This is a genomic window from Mycolicibacterium peregrinum, assembly GCF_001665625.1.
Classification (GTDB): Bacteria; Actinomycetota; Actinomycetes; order Mycobacteriales; family Mycobacteriaceae; genus Mycobacterium; species Mycobacterium peregrinum_B.
This window is the reverse complement of record NZ_LZSY01000159.1, coordinates 69615-89526: the sequence shown is the minus strand read 5'-3', so window position 1 is coordinate 89526 and position 19912 is coordinate 69615. Positions and strand designations below refer to the sequence as shown.

General features: G+C 65.5%; 19 protein-coding genes. 13 read left to right on the top strand and 6 right to left on the bottom strand.

Annotated elements, in window-relative coordinates; all coding sequences use genetic code 11:
- Nucleotides 1-34: 34 nt before the first annotated feature.
- The 4 genes from A5779_RS25330 to A5779_RS25315 form a co-directional block, all read right to left on the bottom strand.
- On the bottom strand, nt 35-673 hold the full coding sequence (locus A5779_RS25330; RefSeq protein ID WP_064886479.1) for a Maf family protein: 639 nt from the start codon (nt 671-673) through the stop codon (nt 35-37).
- 43 nt (nt 674-716) lie between these two features.
- Entirely contained in the window at nt 717-1010 is a 294-nt protein-coding gene (locus A5779_RS25325) for an acyl-CoA carboxylase subunit epsilon (protein ID WP_064886478.1), read from the bottom strand.
- A complete protein-coding gene (locus A5779_RS25320) occupies nt 1007-2635 on the bottom strand; it encodes an acyl-CoA carboxylase subunit beta (protein WP_064886477.1) in 1629 nt (542 codons plus the stop codon). The genes A5779_RS25325 and A5779_RS25320 overlap by 4 nt, the downstream gene beginning before the upstream one ends.
- 127 nt (nt 2636-2762) lie before the next feature.
- Nucleotides 2763-3482: an acyltransferase gene (locus A5779_RS25315; RefSeq protein ID WP_165609830.1), complete on the bottom strand. Its 720-nt coding sequence runs from the start codon at nt 3480-3482 to the stop codon at nt 2763-2765.
- A 451-nt stretch (nt 3483-3933) separates the two neighbouring features.
- On the opposite strand from A5779_RS25315, the gene A5779_RS25310 reads away from it, so the two are divergent.
- Genes A5779_RS25310 through A5779_RS25285 form a run of 6 tightly spaced genes read left to right on the top strand, consistent with a single transcriptional unit; the run spans nt 3934 to nt 10091 of the window.
- Complete coding sequence (locus tag A5779_RS25310) at nt 3934-4512, top strand: DapH/DapD/GlmU-related protein (protein WP_064886502.1); 579 nt, start codon at nt 3934-3936, stop codon at nt 4510-4512.
- A complete protein-coding gene (locus tag A5779_RS25305) occupies nt 4503-5747 on the top strand; it encodes a WcaI family glycosyltransferase (protein WP_064886475.1) in 1245 nt (414 codons plus the stop codon). The genes A5779_RS25310 and A5779_RS25305 overlap by 10 nt, the downstream gene beginning before the upstream one ends.
- Nucleotides 5744-6991: a hypothetical protein gene (locus A5779_RS25300; protein WP_064886474.1), complete on the top strand. Its 1248-nt coding sequence runs from the start codon at nt 5744-5746 to the stop codon at nt 6989-6991. The genes A5779_RS25305 and A5779_RS25300 overlap by 4 nt, the downstream gene beginning before the upstream one ends.
- 16 nt (nt 6992-7007) lie before the next feature.
- Nucleotides 7008-8363 (top strand): MATE family efflux transporter, encoded by a 1356-nt coding sequence (locus A5779_RS25295; protein ID WP_131811694.1) that lies wholly within the window; start codon nt 7008-7010, stop codon nt 8361-8363.
- Nucleotides 8356-9519 carry a glycosyltransferase gene (locus A5779_RS25290; protein ID WP_064886472.1) on the top strand — a complete coding sequence of 388 codons (1164 nt, stop codon included), beginning with the start codon at nt 8356-8358 and terminating at the stop codon, nt 9517-9519. Before A5779_RS25295 ends, A5779_RS25290 begins: the two co-directional genes overlap by 8 nt.
- A gap of 20 nt (nt 9520-9539) precedes the next feature.
- A complete protein-coding gene (locus A5779_RS25285) occupies nt 9540-10091 on the top strand; it encodes a YdcF family protein (protein ID WP_236734875.1) in 552 nt (183 codons plus the stop codon).
- A 9-nt stretch (nt 10092-10100) separates the two neighbouring features.
- Here A5779_RS25285 and A5779_RS25280 read toward each other — a convergent pair whose 3' ends face one another.
- Both A5779_RS25280 and A5779_RS25275 read right to left on the bottom strand, forming a co-directional pair.
- Nucleotides 10101-10490: a hypothetical protein gene (locus tag A5779_RS25280; RefSeq protein WP_064886470.1), complete on the bottom strand. Its 390-nt coding sequence runs from the start codon at nt 10488-10490 to the stop codon at nt 10101-10103.
- Nucleotides 10487-10879: a hypothetical protein gene (locus A5779_RS25275; RefSeq protein WP_064886469.1), complete on the bottom strand. Its 393-nt coding sequence runs from the start codon at nt 10877-10879 to the stop codon at nt 10487-10489. Before A5779_RS25275 ends, A5779_RS25280 begins: the two co-directional genes overlap by 4 nt.
- Nucleotides 10880-11185: 306 nt before the next feature.
- Here A5779_RS25275 and A5779_RS25270 point away from each other — a divergent pair, with 306 nt between their 5' ends.
- From A5779_RS25270 to A5779_RS25240, 7 genes are all read left to right on the top strand, one after another.
- Nucleotides 11186-12646, top strand: a complete 1461-nt coding sequence (locus tag A5779_RS25270) for a sugar transferase (protein ID WP_064886468.1) — start codon at nt 11186-11188, stop codon at nt 12644-12646.
- 68 nt (nt 12647-12714) lie between these two features.
- Nucleotides 12715-13740 carry a GDP-mannose 4,6-dehydratase gene (gene gmd, locus A5779_RS25265; protein WP_064886501.1) on the top strand — a complete coding sequence of 342 codons (1026 nt, stop codon included), beginning with the start codon at nt 12715-12717 and terminating at the stop codon, nt 13738-13740.
- 20 nt (nt 13741-13760) lie between these two features.
- On the top strand, nt 13761-14732 hold the full coding sequence (locus A5779_RS25260; RefSeq protein WP_269085851.1) for a GDP-L-fucose synthase family protein: 972 nt from the start codon (nt 13761-13763) through the stop codon (nt 14730-14732).
- Nucleotides 14733-14766: 34 nt separating this feature from the next.
- Nucleotides 14767-15909, top strand: coding sequence for a PucR family transcriptional regulator (locus tag A5779_RS25255; RefSeq protein ID WP_064886466.1), 1143 nt, complete (start codon nt 14767-14769; stop codon nt 15907-15909).
- A 213-nt stretch (nt 15910-16122) separates the two neighbouring features.
- Nucleotides 16123-16686 (top strand): nuclear transport factor 2 family protein, encoded by a 564-nt coding sequence (locus A5779_RS25250; RefSeq protein ID WP_064886465.1) that lies wholly within the window; start codon nt 16123-16125, stop codon nt 16684-16686.
- Entirely contained in the window at nt 16679-18337 is a 1659-nt protein-coding gene (gene casI, locus A5779_RS25245) for a steroid-22-oyl-CoA synthetase (RefSeq protein ID WP_064886464.1), read from the top strand. Before A5779_RS25250 ends, casI begins: the two co-directional genes overlap by 8 nt.
- Nucleotides 18338-18347: 10 nt before the next feature.
- Nucleotides 18348-19892, top strand: coding sequence for an FAD-binding protein (locus A5779_RS25240; protein WP_064886463.1), 1545 nt, complete (start codon nt 18348-18350; stop codon nt 19890-19892).
- The last annotated feature ends 20 nt before the right edge of the window (nt 19893-19912 follow it).

The window sequence follows — 19912 nt, the reverse complement described above, 5'->3', positions numbered from 1 at the left end:
CCCCCCCCCGGGCTGTGAGGGCGCCCCTCGGCCTTCAGAGCTGCGCCGAAGCCTCCCAGAGTCGTGCGACGGACAGGCCGCACTCGGCGAGCATCCGGCGCAGCAGCGGGAGGCTCAGCCCGATCACGTTGGACGGATCGCCCTCGATACCTTCGACGAACCAGCCACCCAGCCCGTCGAGCGTGAATCCGCCTGCCACACCGAGTGGTTCGCCGCTGCGCAGGTAGGCTTCCAGATCTGATTCCGTCGGCGAGCCGAAATGCACTGCGGTGACACCGGTATCGGCCAGCCGGTGGGTGACGGCGCCGTCGCGGACCACGAGTACGGCATGACCGGAGTACAGCTGGGCCGTCCGGCCCGCCATGGCCTGCCATTGCTGCCGCGCGGTATCGACATCCCCGGGCTTGCCGCACAAGCGTCCGTCGAGAAACAGCATCGAGTCACAACCGATGACGACGCAGTCCGCGGAGACGGCGGCCGGTACATGGGTGAGCACCTCGTCTGCCTTGGCTGCGGCCAGGGCACTCACGACGCGCTCGGGCGGCGCATCGGCCAATGACGCGATGACGGCGTCCTCGTCGACACCCGACACCACCACCAACGGATCGAGGCCGGCCTGGCGCAGAACGCCAAGCCGGCCCGTCGATGCCGAACCCAGGACGACCCGGGTCATTCAGTGCTGTCTCTTCTTCGCGCAAGCGCTCATCAACGGCCCACTAGCGCCGCATGTGGGTGCGCTCCAGCAGCGTCACCCGCTGCCAGCTGTAGATCGAGTAGCGCAGCTTGTCCACCGGGTGGCCCCACAGGTTGCGCTCCCGCACCACGGGGCCGGCGTCGCCGCCGCCACCGGCGGCACTGAGGACGGCCATCAGCGCCGCCATGTCCTCGTCGGTGGGCTCACCACGCAGCACCTTGATGTGTGCCTCGTGGTCGGCCTTGACCTCTTCGGTGGCGGTTTCGTCGGCCACAGTCGCCTCGCTCACAGCGGTTGAATCGTTCGCCTCGCTCACAGCGGAATGTTCCCGTGCTTCTTCGGCGGCATCTGGATGATCTTGCGCTCCAGCAGTCGCAGCGCATTGGCCACGTAGCCGCGCGTGTGCGACGGCGGGATGACCGCGTCGACATAACCGCGCTCCGCCGCGATGTACGGGTTGACCAGAGTGTCCTCGTAGGTCTGCTGCAGTTCCAGGCGCAGCGCATCGACGTCTTCGCCGTTCTTGGCCGCGTCCTTGAGCTGGGAACGGTAGACGAAGCCCACCGCGCCCGAGGCGCCCATCACGGCGATCTGAGCCGTCGGCCAGGCGACGACCACGTCGGCGCCCATGTCCTTGGACCCCATCACGCAGTACGCGCCGCCGTAGGACTTGCGGGTGATGACGGTGACCTTGGCGACCGTGGCCTCACCGTAGGCGTAGAGCAGCTTGGCGCCGCGGCGGATGATGCCGTTGTACTCCTGGTCGGTGCCGGGCAGGAAGCCTGGGACGTCGACCAGCAGGACGATCGGGATGTTGAAGCAGTCGCACGTCCGGATGAACCGGGCGGCCTTCTCCGAGGCGTTGATGTCGAGGCAGCCCGCGAACTGGGTGGGCTGGTTGGCCACGATGCCCACCGGGCGACCGTCGACCCGGCCGAAGCCGACCACGATGTTGCCCGCGTAGCCGGCCTGCACCTCGAGGAACTCGTCGTCGTCGAGGATGCGGGTGATGACCTCGTGCATGTCGTACGGCTGATTCGGGGAGTCCGGGATCAGCGTGTCGAGCTCGATGTCCTCGTCGGTCAGGGTCTCTTCGATCGAGCCCTGCGCCGGTGCGACCGGGTAGTGCGGCGGCTCGGCGTAGTTGTTCGGGGGCAGGTAGCTCAGCAGATCGCGGACGTACTCGAAGGCGTCCTGCTCACCCGAGGCGACGTAGTGCGCGGTACCGGACTTGGCCATGTGGGTGTGGGCGCCGCCCAGCTCCTCCATGGTGACGTCCTCGCCGGTGACGGTCTTGATGACGTCCGGGCCGGTGATGAACATCTGGCTGGTCTGGTCGACCATGACGATGAAGTCGGTCAAGGCGGGGGAGTACACGTGGCCACCGGCCGCCGCGCCCATGATCAGCGAGATCTGCGGGATGACACCCGAGGCCTTGATGTTGTTGTGGAAGATCCGGCTGTACAGGCCGAGGGAGACCACACCCTCCTGGATGCGGGCGCCGGCGCCGTCGTTGATGCCGATCAGCGGGCGGCCGGTCTTGATGGCCAGCTCCTGGACCTTGACGATCTTCTCGCCGTAGACCTCGCCGAGGCTGCCGCCGAAGACGGTGGCGTCCTGGCTGAAGATGCAGACGTCGCGGCCGTCGATGGTGCCGTAGCCGGTGATCACACCGTCACCCAGCGGCCGGTTGTTCTCCAGGCCGAAGTTGGTGCTGCGGTGCTTGGCGAGCGCGTCGAGCTCGACGAACGAACCTTCGTCGAGCAGCGCGAGGATGCGCTCTCGGGCCGTCAGCTTGCCCTTGGCGTGCACCTTCTCCACGGCTTCTTCGCCGACAGGATGCAGCGTCTCCTCGGCCCGCCTCTTGAGATCAGCCAGCTTGCCTGCAGTGGTGTGGATGTCCACCTGGTGCTCGGCGGACGGCTCGGTAACGCTCGTCATGGGTCACGATGCTATCGGTAACCCTAAGACTGGTCTAAGAGAGGTGGGCGTGGCGCGCGTCACGTTCCGTCCGGACTGAGACGTGTCCACGCATGGGGCAAATGGGTTCGCGGGGCGTGCAGGCCGGTCAGGGACCGAACGGTCCGGTGTCGAGCGCACGGTCCTCGGGCAGCACACCCATGGGGCTGTCGATCACATGTTCGGTCATGCTGAGCGTGTCGCGGTCAAAGTACTCACCCTGAGTCTCCCGCTTCCAGGTGGCCGGCGACCCGGCGTACAGCCCGCGCTTCGACTCAGGTGTCGACCCGCGGGTCAGGGTCGAATTGGCGGCCAGCAGCGACTGATCGGGAAGGTGGCTGTCCTTCAGCATCACCGCTCGGCTGCCGACCAGTGAATGGTGTCCGACGGTTATCCGGCCGACCGTTTGGCGCTTGTGGGCGAAATCGGGCTCGTGGGTCTGCAGGAGGCACCGGTTGCCGCCGACCGCGGCGTACTCGCGGACGACGATCGTGCCGGAGCAGTCCGCGTAGTGCCTGCTGCCCAGCTTCGCGCCGTAGCCGAGGAACAGCGTCCCGGCCCGAGCGTCGAGTTGCTGGAAGGCGGGGTGTGCCGATATCCAATTCCACGATTCCATCGCCGCGTAGTCGTCGAAACGCACCCACCCCAGCCCGCGGATCACATTGAATGCTCCGATCCGAGTGCCTTCGCCCAGCTCAAAACGCCCGACGTTGCGGACAACGGTCGGACCGATTCTGGCGGTGCCGGCGATTCGATGACCGAACAACCGCAGTACCCGGTTCTTGAACGACGACGGCGGAAGTAGAAGCCAGCAAAGCATTTCCAGCATCGATACGCCTTTCTCCGCCAGTGGTCCCATGGCGGACATCGTCGGTCGGTACTGCCGAATCTACTGACGCCGGACCACTCACGCGTTTACCGCTACGACAGTTTGTGGGGCGGATCACGGAGGCGTGAGATGAGGTACACACCGATATCCGTGTGGGCACAGCTGATTCGGGGTAGATCAGAACGGCGACCCGAAAGTGCTGATCTACGCTCTGACAGGTGACGGGTGCGAGATCGCTTGTCGTTGCGTATGGTCGGGACGTCACGCCAGTGTTGCAGACACTGGGTGCCCACGACCTGGATCAGTGACCGGGGTCGTGATGAAAATGCCGGTACGGCGCCGGGGGACGTCCGACAAGCGAACATTGTGATGTCGCGTGATTGCGCAATCGTTGTTGTTGTGGACCTTCGTGCGCCGCCAAGGGGACGGGAGCTTTCACCTGATCGCGCCAATGTCATCAACGTCATCGAGCGAACTGCCCTCCACCGGCAATCGATTTGCGCTCTCCGGCTTAGCCGGGACGGGCTATGACCGCGGCCGGAGTCTGCCGGTGCAGATCATGTGGCTGGTCGTTTCGCGATCCGTTCTGTTCCGGTGGTGGATGCCGAACCGGGTGCGGGTTGCCGTACTGCGGGCATTCGGCGCCAGGATCGGGATCGGCGCGCTGATCCGCCACGACGTCAAAATCCACTGGCCGTGGAAGCTCGACGTGGGCGCGTACTCGTGGATCGGTGAGGGTGCGTGGATTCTCAACCTCGAAAATGTGAAAATCGGATCGAATTCGTGTGTCTCCCAAGATGTTCTGCTGTGCACCGGTAGCCATGATCGGGCCAGTCCGACGTTCGAGTTCGACAATGGGCCCATCGTGATAGGTGACCAGGTCTGGCTGGCTGCCCGCGCAACCGTGTTGCGGGGGGTGCGAATCGGCGACGGCGCGACCATCGCCGCGACCACTCTTGTCTCCCAGGATGTTCCGGCCGGTCACACGCTGTTCCCGCCGCGGCCGACGAAGGGGGCCGCATGCGGGTGACGATCATCGGTATCAACTACGCGCCGGAAGTGACCGGAATAGCCCCGTATACCACCGGGATTGCCGAAGGACTCGCCGAGCGTGGACATGACGTCACGGTGATCACCGGGTTGCCGCATTACCCCCAGTGGCGTGTCGCCCAGGAGTACCAAGGCGTGCGCCGCTGTACCGAGGTGGTGCGAGGTGTGACTGTGCACCGCGTCGGCCATTACGTGCCAGACGAGCACAGCGCACTGGGCCGAATCCGGATGGAGGCCAGCTTCGGATCTGCTGTGGCCAGCCACAAGTGGGATGACCCCGACGTGGTGATCACCGTGAGTCCCGCGCTGCTGTCCGCCGCTCCCGTGGTCGCGCGGGCCCGGTTGTCGAAGACCCCGGTCGGGGTCATCGTGCAGGACGTATACAGCAAGGGCGTGGTGGAAACCGGGGCGGTCGGAGGGCGGTCCGCCGCGGTGGCCGCCCGGCTGGAATCGACGGTCCTGAGGTCCGCAACCGGCGTCGCGGTCATTCACCCACGGTTTGCCGATTCACTGGCGGAGATCGGCGTGCGCAGTGACGATCTGGCTGTCATCCGGAATTGGACCCATATCGACGACGCCGACCCTGCGAGCGCACCGTCGGCAGTGCGAGAGAAGTACGGTTGGCAGCCCAACGAGACCATCGTGATGCACACCGGCAATATGGGTGTGAAGCAGGGCCTTGAAAACGTGGTTGCCGCAGGGAAACTCGCCGGTGACGCGGAGGTCGACGACCCCGACATCCGCTTCGTCCTGGTCGGCGACGGTAACCAGCGTCGCCTGCTCGACGCTATCGCCCAGGACGCCGAAGCCGTGCAACTGATCGACCCGTTGCCTGACGACGAGTTTCGCGCGGCGCTGGCTGCCGCGGACATCCTGCTCGTCAACGAGCGTCCCGGAGTGGGCGAGATGGCCGTTCCGAGCAAGCTGACGTCGTACTTCGCTGCGGCCAAGCCGATTATCGCCGCCACCGAACCGACCAGCGGAAGCGCCGAAGAGCTTCGTGCATCCGGAGCCGGACTCGTCATTCCGCCGGGTGATCCAGAAGCCCTTGTCGACTCGGTGCGACAGCTCGCCGGCGACCAGCAGACCCGGCAGCGATTCGGCTCCTGCGGGGCGCGATATGCCCGCGATCGCCTCGGCGCGGCCAATGCGGTTGCGCAGTATGAGAAGTGGGTGAGCGATCTGGCTTCCGCTGCCCGAGGACTACCGGCGTGACCACTCAGGTAAGTCGCAACGACTGCTTTTACGCCGGGCAGCCCGCCACCTATCTGGTGGGCCCGCTGGAGCAGGTCCTCCCGCCGGACCGCCTCAAAGCGCGGCTGCAGACCATCGCCGCGGCAGGACCGCAGAACCGCCTCGGCTTGCGTCCGACCCGCAGGTCGCGGCACTGGGATTTCGATCCGGAGTGCGACGGGGTGGTGTTGACCAGCGGCCCGGCCCCGGATATTTCTGACCCGGCCCGGGCGATGCTCGACCTGCTGGCCGGTGGTCCGGCGGTTCCGCCGGCTACCGTGCACGTCCACATCGCGGACCGATGGCTGTTTCTGAATTTCGACCACGGTCTCGGCGGCGGACGGCTGTTCAGCGAGGTGATCGCGGCGGCCGGCTCAGACGGTCACGGGTTCAGTGAGCCCGCACCCGTGGCGACCACCAGTAACCCCGGCCTGCGTGCCTTTGCCCACACCGCGCGCAAAGAACCCATGCGCCTGCTGCGGGCACTGGACGAACCGCTGCGCCGCAGTGCCGCCGTGGTTCCCACCGGGCAATTCGACGAACCGGAATCGTTGGCATACGCCCGAAGCCGACCCGGCTTCCTGGAAGAGGTGCGGTCGAACCGTGACATCTGCCTGCCACGCGCACCGCTGGCGGCCATCGTCCTCTCGGCCTTTCTGGACGGACTGTGCAGCCACGGAATAACGCCGGAAGACGAGGTCGGCCTCCTGGTCGACCTGGGGCGGTACCTTCCGCCCGGGGCGGGCACCTTGGCGAATTTCGTCGGCATCGCGCCCATACAGGTTGCGCCACCGTACGACCCGGCCCTGGTGGCCGGTGCGATAAGCGAGTACACGCACGGGTGCCGAGCCCTGGTCCGGTACGGAATGGCATACGCCGCGCGGCTCCGTACCCGTCCAGCCGACCTTCCCCGTTGGCAGACCAACAGCCGACGGGCCCGGATCGTCGTGACCGACCACGCCAACTCGGCTGCGGGCAGCAAGATTTCCTGGGCGACCACGCCGAACGGACACCACTTCGTCCGCAAGGCGCCGGTGCGCTACTCGAACCAGATCTCGTTGGCCGTCAACCGCGTCGACTCCGAACTGCATCTCACCGCGTCGTACTACGCAAGCACCTTCGACCCCGAGACGATTTCCGCGGTCCTCGACCGGATCGTGGCGACAGATTCGCCGCTGGTGCGCATGGGCCAGATTGCAACACCGAACAGTCGGGCGGGGCGGTGAGATGGTTCGGACACCGATGCCGTCGACTGAGAGTGGGCCGAGAACGCGCTCGACAGGGGTGATCACCACCGCCGACCAGGTGTTGTCGAGCGCCAGCAATGCGCTGATGGTCTTTGCGGTGGCCCAGGTTTCACCGGCCGAGCAGTTCGGGATCGTCGCCCTGCTCGTCACGGTGGCCACCACCTGGATCGGCTTCAACCGGGGGGCGCTGGGTACCGCGCTGCTGCTGACCAGCAACATGCACCGGCGCGAGATATCGGCCGAAGGCGGGTACGCGACCAGTTGGTCGCTGCTGACATCGGTCGTCGCGGGCGCGGTATTGCTGGTCCTGTCAGGAGTTTTCGGCCAGATCTGGATCGGTGTGGCGTTCGCCGTGAGCCTGGTTGGCGTCCTGGCCCAGGATGTGCTGCGATTCGTCGCGATCGCACAAGGCAGACCACTCGCCGCGGCCGTCTGTGATGGGTTCTGGGTGGTGTGGATCCTGGCCGTCTACCTGGTCAACCTGATCACCTCCGGGATGTCGGCAGTGGTCACGGTGTACCTGTGGGGTGTGGGCGGACTCGTTTCGGCGGTGGTGCTGATGCGGGTCCTGCAGACCAGACCACGGGGTCATCGCCTCGTCGGGTGGTGGCGCACGTATGACCGTGCCCGGCTGAGATTCGGAATTGTCTATGCGCTCAACCAGGTTGGTGCCACCCTCGTGACACTGACCGTGACGGTAGTGGTGAGCGGCACCGCGGCGGCCGGGCTGCGCGGCGCGGCGACACTGTTCGGGCCGATTGCAATGCTGGTGTCGGCATTGCCTCTGGTGTTCGTTCCGCATGTCCGCCGTGCAGCGGCATCGATCGGCGAGCAGTGGCGGGTACTCGTCAAGACATCCATCGCGACGTCGGGTTTGACCGTGGTGGCAGGCCTGTGCCTGGCCCTCATCCCGAGCCGACTGGGCTCCGCCATCCTGGGCGACACGTGGACGTATGCCTCGGCACTCGTCGTCTATCTCGGGATCGAATGCGCGGCAATGTGCTGGATGGTCAGCGTGTACAGCTTCTTCCAGGCGCGGGGCATGAGCAGGACGGTCTTGCGGGTCAAGCTATTCCAGATCGGCCTGCAACTCGGTCTGTGCCTGTGCGCCGGACTGGCAGTGGGCACAGCGGTCGCCATCGCCATCTCGCTGGCTGTGGCGGGTGTTCTCGCCGCTCTGGTCGGTGTTGGGCTCGCCCGGCGCGTTGCATGGCACGGCGCGACTGAGGCGCCCTCTGCCGGCCAGGACGCTGCGGTCGAGTTGCAAAAGCCGTTGGAAAAGACCGGGATTGCCTGGCCGACGGTCGATGTCCTCGAAGCGGAGATGAGAGGCCGCAGGTCCGATGAGTGAGGAGTTCACCGGTGCGGTTCGGCCGGCCGTGCTTCACGTCGTTACGCTGATCACGCCGGACGGTGCCTACGGCGGGCCGGTCAGGGTGGCGTTCAACCAATCCCGACAACTGTGCGCGGCCGGCCATCGAACCCTGGTCGCGGGTGCGGTACGGGGCTATCCGAAGATCCCCACCGTGCTCGACGGGATTCCGGTCCGACTCGCGAAGGCCCGCAGCATCATTCCCATGTTGGGATTCTCCGGATTGCTCGCTCCGGCGCTGCTCGGCTGGATGATGCGCAACCGCAAGTCTTTCGACGTGATCCATGTGCACCTGGCACGCGATCTGATCACGTTGCCGGCGGCCGCGATCGCGCTGATGCTGCGGAAGCGCCTGGTCGTGCAGACCCACGGAATGGTCACCGACAGCAGTCATCCGATTGCACCGATCCTGGACCGCATTCTGACCCGGCCGATTCTGCGCCGAGCAGCCGCCGTTCTGTATCTGACCGAAGACGAGCGGGCCGCACTGCTACGCGTGCAACCCGAGGCTGCGGTGCGGCACCTTCGCAACGGCGTTCCCGGGTACGAAGGGGCGCACGCGGCTGCCCGTGCCGACCGGACGGCCGGGTGCGTCGAGGTGCTGTACCTGGCGCGGTTACAGGCACGGAAACGTCCCGTGCTCTTTGCGAAAGCCGCCGCCCGCCTGCTCGCGGCGGGGTGCGATGCGCGGTTCACCCTGGTCGGTCCCGACGAAGGCGAGGGGACCGAGGTTCTCGATACCATCGCGCGATCCGATACCCGGTCCGACGAGATCCGTTGGGAGGGAGCGTTGCCACCGGACCGTACGGTGGCGCGGATGGCTGCCGCGTCCATCTACGTATTGCCTTCGGTCGATGAACCCTTTCCGATGTCGGTGCTGGAGGCGATGTCGGTCGGATTGCCTGTGGTGATCACCGAGAGCTGTGGGCTGGCGGAAACGGTGCGTGCTTCTGGTAGCGGAATCGTGGTGGATGAATCGGAGGATGCTCTGATCGAGGCGATGCGCACATTGATCATCGACCAGCAGCTGCGGGAGAAGATGAGCGCTGCTGCGCGCCAGACTGCCGCCGCGGTCTTCAGTATGGAAGCCATCGCTCGCGACCTGGCCGCCGTCTATGTGGGGGAGGACGATTGACTCGGCGCTTGCGTATCGGCGTGACCGTTGTCGCCACTGCCGTGGTGGTGCTTCTGCTTCTCGTCGCTGCCGTCGGCACGGTGGTGTTCCGTTACGCGCCGCAGGACGACTTGCGTAAGGCCGACGCGGTGTTCGTTCTCGGTGGTGAGCACGATGGCCGCGAGGACTATGGCTTTCAGCTGGTCCGCGATGGCGTCGCCCCAGTGTTGGTGTTGTCCAACCCATATCGGTCATCGGATCCGGTGATGAAGAAAGCGTGCAACCGGCGTCCACCAGGTGTCGAAGTGTTGTGCGTGCCACCGAAGCCCTCTACCACCCTGGGTGAGGCGAAGCTGATTCGGCAGTTGGCCCGCGAAAGGGGCTGGACCACTGTGGTGGTCGCTTCCTGGCAGTACCACTTACCCCGGGCCCGTTTCATCTTCGAGCATTGTTTCTCATCCTCGGCAGACTCCACCGTGATGCGCGCAGTACCGCGCGAATACCGTCTGTCTGCGGGCTCGTGGGAGTACACCTACCTGTACCAGTTCTTCGCGTTGGGAAAGGCGGTGATGGAGTCGAAGAAGTGTGACTGAGCCGGTGAGTCACCACTTCAGCTTGTACTGGACGCCCGCGAATACATAGACACTGAGATATCCGATCATGGCAAATGCGCTGCAGTACATGGCGGTTAACGCGAGTGTGCGCGCAGTGCGGCGGATCGTCTGCCAGGGGTACCCGCGCGGGTCGATCGCAGCCAGCGGGAGCAACACGGTGGTGATGGGCGCCGCCGTCACCAGCAGTCCCTCACCGACGAGCAGGACGGGAGGCGGCGAATCCATCGTGGTCTGCAGGGCGGTGAGACACCCCAGCAGGGCGCACACCACAGAGTTGATCGCAATGATGCGCCATCTGTCGGCATTTCGATAGAGGTAGACCGCAGCAGGGGCGCCCGCCGCAGCACCCGCCGCAACCAGCAGCAGATCGGTGATCACGGCAGGGTGTCCTCGCCTCTCGCAGGGGCCGATCGCAATCCCAGTACCGCGCCGCCGCACAGACCCGCCAAGGCGCACACGGGTGCCAACAGCAGCATCGTGAGTGCGCTCAGCGCAGGCTGGTCGATGGCGAGGGCGTTGTAGCCGCTGAGGCTGGCCGCAGCTCCGGCTGCGCCCCAGGTGAAGGACCGGAACTGTTGGCGCACAGGCCAAGTGAGTGCGGCGCCCATCGCGAAACCGGAGATCGTCATTACGATCAGGGTGATCAGAAGCAGATGGGCGGGCGTATCCCATATCTGGATCGCGAGATGGCGCACCACAGCTCCGGCTACGGCGCCCACAATGATCCACCGCAGCTGCCAACTGCCGGCCGAAGTCGAGGTCACCATCGCTGATCAGGTTAGCCGCCGCTGGTCGACGTCGTGGTGTGGGTTGTCACAACATCCGTTGCCACTGTGTGCGTTTTCGCAGCGTGTGCTCGAAAAGCGAGCTGAATTGAGTCCTTTCGTGCCGCTCTGCCCCAAACCTGCCCAGCCGACAACGACGAGGAACTGTTAGATTGCAAACGGACCGCATAATCGATGTACGACGCCCAGGGTCGCGCGGTTGTTGTTGTAAAGATTGCCGCAATTGCGCGTATGAGTGGATTGCGAGGCATTCCCGCCGGCCATGGGCCGGGGAGGTGCACGACAAAAATGACCGTCGTGACGATGCCGCGAGAAGTGTTCAAACGCACCCGATGGCAACGGCAGTACCTGGTCAACATTCTGATCACCGACGTTCTCGTGGTGTGCGCGGCGGTGGTGCTGGCGCAGTACGTCCGTTTCGGGCAAGCGCCGGATCTTTCCAGCACCGACGGATACATCACGTCCGTTTCGATACTGTTCGGCGCCATCTGGCTGGGTGCGCTCTCGCTGTGTCGAACCAGGTCGCCGCGGGTGACCGGGGCCGGTGCCGAGGAGTACAAACGCGTTGCGTCTGCGTCTTTCTGGACCTTCGGGGGCATCGCGATAATCGCGTTCCTACTTCAGCTCGAGATTGCGCGCGGCTACCTTGCGGTTGCGCTGCCCACCGGAACCGTCGCGTTGTGCCTGACCAGGTGGGGTTGGCGTCGTTACCTTGCCAAGCAACGGGCGGAGGGGCGTTATCAGACGGCGGTGATGGCGATCGGTGATGCCGATGCGGTCTCTTATCTCGCGCAGGAGTTGACCCGCGATCCGCGCGCCGGATACGCCATTGTGGCAGTGGGCATTCCAGGCTATGGAGCGCCCGCGGGCGAACGTCTCACCGTGGGCGATCAGGAAATCCCGATCATGGGTGGCGAGGAGTATGTCCTGGACGCCATCCGAGAATGCGGCGCCGACACGGTAGCCGTAACGGGCGTCGACCACTTCGGCTACGAGGGGATTCGGAAACTCATGTGGGACCTGGAGGCGATGGGAGTCGACCTCGTGGTCTCGCCGGGTGTGATGGACGTTTCCGGGGCGCGGCTGGAGATGCGGCCGGTAGCCGGATTCCCGCTGGTACATGTCGAGAAGCCGCAGTACGACGGTGCGAAACGATTCGAGAAACGGGCATTTGACTTCGTTTTCGCGGCGGTCGCACTCGTCGTCGCCTCCCCGGTGCTGCTGGCCGCGGCGATCGCCATCAAGCTCGACAGCCGGGGACCGGTGTTCTACACGGCCGAACGCATCGGCATCGACGGCCGGCCGTTCGCAATGCTGAAGTTCCGTACGATGGTCTCGGATGCGGATCGGCAACTGGAGAGCCTGCAAAACCTGAACGAGAGCTCCGGCGGGGTTCTCTTCAAGATCAAGGATGATCCGCGCGTCACATCGGTGGGCAAGATCCTCCGCCGGCTCAGCATCGATGAGCTGCCACAGTTCGTCAACGTGCTCAGGCAGGAAATGAGCGTCGTCGGCCCTCGTCCACCGCTGCGGCAGGAGGTCGAAACCTACGATGGCGACGTTCAGCGCAGATTGCTCGTCAAGCCGGGTATCACCGGTCTGTGGCAGGTCAGTGGACGGGCGGACCTGTCTTGGCAGGAATCAGTGCGGCTGGATCTTTCCTATGTCGAGAACTGGTCGATGGTGGCCGACCTGGTCATCATCGCCAAGACCGTGCGGGCAGTGCTGCTCAGCCAGGGAGCGTACTGATCTCCAAAAGCAAATCCACCCAATGCTTTACGGGTGTACGAGATTAAGGAGAACACGCAGTGAATCAGGTGAAGAAGAAAGCCCTGATCACCGGAATCACGGGTCAGGACGGTTCTTACCTGACCGAGTTCCTGCTCAACAAGGGTTACGAGGTGCATGGGCTGATCCGTCGGTCTTCGTCCTTCAACACCGCTCGGATCGATCATCTGTACGTCGATCCACACGATCCACATGCGCAACTGTTCTTGCACTACGGCGATCTCAGTGACGGCGCGCGCTTGGTAACCCTGCTGAGCACCATCGAACCGGACGAGGTGTACAACCTGGCCGCGCAATCGCATGTGCGGGTCAGCTTCGACGAGCCCGAACACACCGGTGACACCACCGGTATCGGTTCCGCCCGACTGCTGGAGGCCGTGCGGATCTCGAAGGTTCCGTGTCGCTTCTACCAGGCCTCCAGTTCAGAGATGTTCGGTGGTTCACCCCCTCCGCAGAACGAGCAGACAAGCTTCTATCCGCGCTCGCCCTACGGCGCAGCCAAGGTCTACTCGTACTGGATGACCCGGAATTACCGCGAGGCCTACGGGATGTTCGCCGTCAACGGGATCCTGTTCAACCACGAGTCACCGCGCCGCGGTGAGACTTTCGTGACGAGGAAGATCACCCGGGCCGCCGCGCGGATCAAAGCTGGTATCGACGAGCACCTCTATCTCGGCAATCTGGACGCGATCCGCGACTGGGGTTACGCACCGGAATACGTCGAGGGGATGTGGCGCACGCTGCAGGTCGATGAGCCCGAAGATTACGTGCTCGCCACCGGCGACCGGTACACCGTGCGCGATTTTCTCGTCGCCGCCTTCGAACATGCGGGCCTGGACTGGGAACGGCACGTCCGGTTCGACGAGCGCTACCTGCGTCCCACCGAGGTCGATGCGCTTGTCGGTGACGCCGCCAGAGCCGACCGGCTGCTCGGCTGGAGTCCGACGGTGCGTACGCCCCAACTCGCACAGATCATGGTGGAGGCCGACATCGCGCAGCTCGAATGCCTCGGCAAGCCATGGATCGACACGCCGGCCTTGGCAGGGTGGGGCTGACATTGCTTCGGAATGACCTCATCAACACGACACATCCGCTCGACCCCGCAGCGCCGACGTACATCGCCGGCCATCGGGGCATGGTCGGGTCCGCGATCCACCGGAAGCTGCAATCGGAGGGATTTACCGATCTCATCGGCCGGTCGCACCGTGAGTTGGATCTGACCGACCGGGCGGCGACATTCGAGTTCTTCGCGAAAACCCAACCACCGGTGGTGATTTTGGCGGCAGCGCGGGTCGGTGGAATCCTGGCGAACAAGACCTACCCGGTGGACTTCATCTCCGAGAATCTGCGGATACAGACCAACGTGATGGACGCGGCGCTCAAATACGGCACCCAGCGTCTGCTCTTTCTCGGATCGTCATGCATCTACCCGAAGATGGCAGCACAGCCGATCACCGAGGATGCATTGCTGACCGGATCCCTGGAGGAGACCAACGATGCCTACGCGATCGCGAAGATCGCCGGAATCGTGGCCGTCCAGGCGGTACGGCGGCAATACGGCTTGCCGTGGATATCGGCAATGCCGACGAACCTGTACGGGCCCGGTGACAATTTCTCCCCGACGACCTCGCACGTCCTACCGGCCTTGATCCACCGGTACGAAGAAGCGAAGGAATCGGGCAAGTCCCAGGTGACGAACTGGGGCACCGGCACCGTGCGCCGTGAGTTCATGCATGTCGACGACATGGCGTCGGCCTGTCTACATCTGCTTCAGCAGTTCGACGGGCCACAACAGGTCAACGTGGGCACCGGGACAGACCACTCGATCCGAGAGACAGCGCAGCTCGTCGCGACTGCAGTGGGATACGAGGGCGAGACGGCCTGGGACACCAGCAAGCCCGACGGCACCCCCCGCAAGCTGCTGGACATCAGCACCTTGCGGGACAGCGGTTGGCAACCGTCGATTTCGCTGCATGACGGGATCGAGCAGACCCTGGCGTGGTACCGACAGAATCGGGCGGACGTCAGGCGGGTGGCACTCGCCTGAGGGCCTGCCCAGCCGTGGGCCTACGCTCTCGACCATGACCCCCGGGCCGCTGGTGCTGTCCGAACTGGGCACCGACCCCGCATCGGTGCTGCGGCTCATCACGCAATTCGACGGGCTGGAGGAGCAGGAGGTCAACGCCGACGCCGCCGTGCGGTTTGCCGCGTTGACGGCGGGTTGCCCGGTCGGGGTCCGTTGGCCCGGCGGCACCGTTGTCCGCTACGACGCGTCGGGACGGCTCGATCCGATCGACGACACCGCCGCGCCGACATCGGATCAGCACGAGACGCTCGTCTGGGTGGAACGTGACGGATCCGGGCATCCGCTGGACGAGGTGCTGCTGGACCGGCTGCGACGGGTACTGGGTCGCGTCGCGGCACGGACCGGGGTAAGCGGGACACCGCACCTCGGGGACCCGGCACTGCTCGAGGTCGTGCTGTCGGCCAAAGAGCACCGTGAAGACCGGGCCCGGGCCATCCGACTGTTGGGGCTCGACGAGAGCCGGCCGACATTTGTGCTGGCGGCATCGGGACATCCGCCGCGGGAGACGGTGCGGCTCATCACCGGCGAGCTGCCCGCGCCGGCGGTGCGGTCCGCCGTCATCGGTAACGCGACGGCCATCGTGTGTCAGGGATCGTTCGACATACGTGAGTTCTCGGACCGCCTGGAGCGCGTCATCGTCGAGCAGTTCCCGACAGTGGTGAATGTCGGCACCGCGTCGGGACCGTGGGTCGGAATCGGCTCCGTGGGAAACGCATTCAGCGCGTCGAGCTCTTGGCATGAGGCCGTGCGCGCGTTGCGGTTCGCCTCATCGACCGGATTCGGCAGGCGGGTGGTGGCCTACGAGCGGCTGAGCTCACTGGAACTTCTGGCCGACCTGCCGATCGACCGGGTGCGTCGCAACCGAGATGTGGCCCATATCAACGAGATTGCGGCATCTCCTGCCGGGGATCTCGACGTGCGGACCACCGAGGCGTTCTTCGTGTACGGCTCGCTGCGGCGGACCGCCGCCGAACTGCACGTGCACCACAGCACCGTCGCGGCGCGGCTGGCGCGTGTGCAGGCCGCGATGGGATGGGATTTCGACGACCCTGTCGACCGCTTCCTTGGCACGCTGGTGCTCATGGTGCGGCGGATCGCGATGTCCTCGGCCGAACTCGCCGATGCGGACCTGCTGTAGGCGCCGGGCCTCGCCGGCGAGTGGCCACTTATGGCACGCCATATCGCGATGGCCGTGGCATAAGTGGCCAGTCGGCAGGCGCAGCTCGATCCGGTCGACAACTGTCGGATGAATTGGTGGAATAGACCGACAGGTGGCGGGTGACCGCCATCACCTCATTGGCCAAGATTGCGGTGCAGCCCACACGAGCTCACAACCGACAAGGAGGCCGACATGGCCGTTATCGACCCGACCAAGACCTGGGTTCCCGTGGAAGAGCGTCTTGCCGTCACCACCAACGAGCGGCACCGTCAGGTGCTCAGCATCGTTCTCGAGCACATGAAGGCCGAGGCCGAGCCCGACATGGAGCGGCTGATGGCCACCCTGGCCCCGAACCCGGACTACCACTTCTGGTACGCGAACGCCGATATGGGCCCCAAGACCACCGAGGGCGTGCGCGCCTACTACGAGGCATTCGTGGCCAGTGGCGCCAACCATCTCGTTTTCGAGATCGATCGCCTCGCCGTCGACGATGATCTGGTGATGACCGAAGGCTGGATGAAGATGATCTACCCGGGCGCGGCCGCGCAGGCGATCGGTGTCGAGGTCGAAGACCCGGCCGGCGATTACCTGTTGCTGTTCCGTCAGCTCATCAACTGGCCGATCGACGCCGACGGCCTGATCGTCGGTGAGGACGCCTACCAGACCGGCCCGGTCAGCGTGACCAAGCTGAGCCAGGAGGACCTGCCGCAGGCCTACATCGACCAGAAGCGCGCCGCCGCCCAAGCCAATGCCTGACGCTCGAACCGACATCGCCTCACTGCTGCTCGACCGGGTCGGCGACCAACACCTCGGCCTGCGCACCCGCGACCGGGACTGGACGTGGGAAGAGGTGGTTGCCGAATCCGCGGCGCGTGGTGCGCTGGCGGAGGCGATGCGGGTGGACGGCCCGCTGCACATCGGCGTGCTGCTGGACAACGTGCCGGACTTCCTGTTCTGGCTCGGTGGTGCGGCCCTGGTCGGGGCGACCATCGTCGGGATCAACCCGACCAGGGGCGCCGCCGAGCTCGCAGCCGAAATCCGGCTTGCCGACTGCCAATTGATCGTCACCGACACCGCGGGTGCCGCGCGTCTGAGTGACCTCGACCTCGGGTTGACGCCGGACCAGTTCCTGGTGGTCGACAGCCCGGACCATGCGGCGCAACTCGACGCACATCGTGTCACCCCTGCGGTCGCGCCCGGGGTCACCGAGGACTCCCTGATGTTGCTGCTGTTCACCTCGGGAACGACGGGCGCCTCCAAGGCCGTCATCTGCAGCCAGGGCAGGCTGGCCCGGATCGGCTATGCGGCCGCCGAGAAGTTCGGCCATGTGCGCGAGGACGTGGAGTACTGCTGCATGCCGCTGTTCCACGGCAACGCCATCATGGCGCTGTGGGCGCCGGCGTTGTCCGTCGGTGCCACGGTGTGCCTGACGCCATCCTTCTCGGCGTCCGGTTTCCTGCCCGACGTGCGGTACTTCGGCGCGACGTTCTTCACCTATGTGGGAAAGGCGCTCGGCTATCTGATGGCCACCGCCGAACAACCCGACGATGCCGAGAACCCGTTGGTCCGCGGCTTCGGTACCGAGGCGTCGCCCGATGACCAGAACGAGTTCCGCCGCCGCTTCGACGCCGAACTGTTCGAGGGCTACGGCTCCAGCGAAGGCGGTGGGGCAGTGGTGCTGGCCCCCGACATGCCGCCGGGTGCGCTCGGCCGGCCCGCGCATGAGGGGGTGGCGATCATCGACCCCGAATCGCTGAACGATTGTGCGCCTGCGGTTTTCGATGAGCACGGCCGGGTCCTCAACCCCGACGACGCGGTGGGGGAGATCGTCGACAAGTTCGGCACCCGCACGTTCGAGGGCTACTACAAGAACGACGAGGCCAACGCCGAACGTATCCGCAACGGCTGGTACTGGACGGGTGATCTCGGTTATCTCGACGAGCAGGGGTTCATCTACTTCGCGGGCCGTCGCGGCGACTGGATCCGGGTGGACGGCGAGAACACCTCCGCGCTCAACATCGAGCGGGTGCTGCGCCGCCATCCCGATGTGGTGGCGGCCGGCGTCTACGCGGTGCCCGATCCGCGCTCGGGCGATCAGGTGATGGCTGCGATCGAGGTGGCCGATCCCGCCGGCTTCGACCCCGCCGCCTTCGTGTCCTACCTGTCCGAACAGGATGACCTGGGCACCAAGGCAATTCCGCGTTTCCTGCGGGTATCCAAGAATCTGCCGGTGACCGGGTCCAACAAGGTGCTCAAACGGGAACTGCAGCAGGAACGCTGGCACACCGACGATGTGGTGTACCGGTGGGCGGGACGCGGAGCACCGGCGTATCTGGCCATGGGCGACGATGACAAGCAGGCGCTGGACGCCGAGTTCGCGCAGTACGGGAGGCAGCGTTACCTATGAGGCGGTCCGCATGAAATGGGCAGAGGAATGTGACGTCCTGGTCGCGGGATCCGGAGGTGGCGGCGTGACCGGCGCCTACACCGCGGCTCGCGAGGGTCTGTCGGTGATCCTGGTGGAAGCCAGCGACAAATACGGCGGCACCACAGCGTATTCGGGTGGCGGCGGCGTGTGGTTCCCGTGCAACCCGGTGCTCAAGCGGGCGGGCACCGACGACACCATCGAAGATGCGCTGGAGTACTACCACGCCGTCGTCGGGGACCGTACGCCGCGGGAACTGCAGGACACCTACGTCCGCGGCGGCGCCGGGTTGATCGAGTACCTGGAAGCCGACGAGAATCTGAAGTTCGCGCCGATGCCGTGGCCGGACTACTTCGGCAAGGCGCCCAAGGCTCGCGCCGACGGCCAGCGCCACATCGCGGCCCGCCCACTGAAGGTGGAGAAAGCCCCGCACCTGCGCGAGCTGGTACGAGGCCCGCTGGACGCCGACCGGCTGGGCGCCGAGCAGCCGGATGACTACTTCATCGGCGGCCGGGCACTGATCGCCCGGTTCCTCAAAGCCATTGAGCAGTACCCGAATACCTCACTTCGCCGCAACACCCCGCTGGTCGAATTGGTGGTCGAGGACGGGACCGTGACCGGTGCGATCGTCGAATCCGACGGCGAGCGGCGGGCGATCCGGGCCCGCCGCGGAGTGCTGCTCGCTGCCGGCGGCTTCGAAGGCAACGACGAACTGCGCCGTGAACACGGGGTTCCTGGCGTCGCCCGCGACACCATGGGGCCGCCGGCCAACCTGGGCCAGGCACACCAGGCGGCGATGGCTGTGGGCGCCGACGTCGACCTGATGGAGCAGGCCTGGTGGTCCCCGGGGTTGACGCACCCCGACGGCCGTTCGGCGTTCGCGCTGTGGTTCACCGGCGGTATCTTCGTCGACCAGAACGGACAGCGTTTCGTCAACGAATCTGCCGCCTACGACCGGATCGGCCGGGCAATCCTGCCGCGGCTGGCCGACGGTTCGATGACGTTGCCGTACTGGATGATCTACGACGATCGGGAGGGGGAAGTCCCTCCCGTCAAGGCCACCAACGTCTCGATGGTCGACACGCAGCGCTACCTCGACGCCGGGCTGTGGCACACCGCCGACACCCTGGAGGAACTGGCCGCCAAGATCGGCATTCCCGCCGAGAACCTGACTGCCACCGTGGCGCGCTTCAACGGCTTCGTCGACGCCGGCTCGGACGAGGACTTCGGGCGCGGCGACGAGGCGTACGACCGGGCGTTCTCCGGCGGCGCATCCCCACTCGTCGCGATCGAGAAGGGCCCGTTCCACGCCGCTGCTTTCGGCATTTCCGACCTGGGCACCAAGGGCGGGTTGCGTACCGACACCGCGGCCCGGGTGCTCGACGCGGACGGTCAGGTGATCGCCGGACTGTATGCCGCGGGCAACACCATGGCCGCCCCGAGCGGCACCGCCTATCCGGGCGGCGGAAATCCGATCGGAACCAGCATGCTGTTCAGCCACCTGGCGGTCAAAGACATGCTAGGGAGAGACATGTGATGAGCGCTTGCGCGAAGAAC

What these genes read in the sequence shown, in the direction of transcription:
- A5779_RS25330 (WP_064886479.1), bottom strand. Translation starts at nt 673, where the DNA reads ATGACCCGGGTCGTCCTGGGTTCGGCATCGACGGGCCGGCTTGGCGTT.
- A5779_RS25320 (WP_064886477.1), bottom strand. Translation starts at nt 2,635, where the DNA reads ATGACGAGCGTTACCGAGCCGTCCGCCGAGCACCAGGTGGACATCCAC.
- A5779_RS25315 (WP_165609830.1), bottom strand. Translation starts at nt 3,482, where the DNA reads ATGCTGGAAATGCTTTGCTGGCTTCTACTTCCGCCGTCGTCGTTCAAG.
- A5779_RS25310 (WP_064886502.1), top strand. Translation starts at nt 3,934, where the DNA reads ATGTCATCAACGTCATCGAGCGAACTGCCCTCCACCGGCAATCGATTT.
- A5779_RS25305 (WP_064886475.1), top strand. Translation starts at nt 4,503, where the DNA reads ATGCGGGTGACGATCATCGGTATCAACTACGCGCCGGAAGTGACCGGA.
- A5779_RS25295 (WP_131811694.1), top strand. Translation starts at nt 7,008, where the DNA reads ATGCCGTCGACTGAGAGTGGGCCGAGAACGCGCTCGACAGGGGTGATC.
- A5779_RS25290 (WP_064886472.1), top strand. Translation starts at nt 8,356, where the DNA reads ATGAGTGAGGAGTTCACCGGTGCGGTTCGGCCGGCCGTGCTTCACGTC.
- A5779_RS25275 (WP_064886469.1), bottom strand. Translation starts at nt 10,879, where the DNA reads ATGGTGACCTCGACTTCGGCCGGCAGTTGGCAGCTGCGGTGGATCATT.
- A5779_RS25270 (WP_064886468.1), top strand. Translation starts at nt 11,186, where the DNA reads ATGACCGTCGTGACGATGCCGCGAGAAGTGTTCAAACGCACCCGATGG.
- A5779_RS25255 (WP_064886466.1), top strand. Translation starts at nt 14,767, where the DNA reads ATGACCCCCGGGCCGCTGGTGCTGTCCGAACTGGGCACCGACCCCGCA.
- A5779_RS25250 (WP_064886465.1), top strand. Translation starts at nt 16,123, where the DNA reads ATGGCCGTTATCGACCCGACCAAGACCTGGGTTCCCGTGGAAGAGCGT.
- casI (WP_064886464.1), top strand. Translation starts at nt 16,679, where the DNA reads ATGCCTGACGCTCGAACCGACATCGCCTCACTGCTGCTCGACCGGGTC.
- A5779_RS25240 (WP_064886463.1), top strand. Translation starts at nt 18,348, where the DNA reads ATGAAATGGGCAGAGGAATGTGACGTCCTGGTCGCGGGATCCGGAGGT.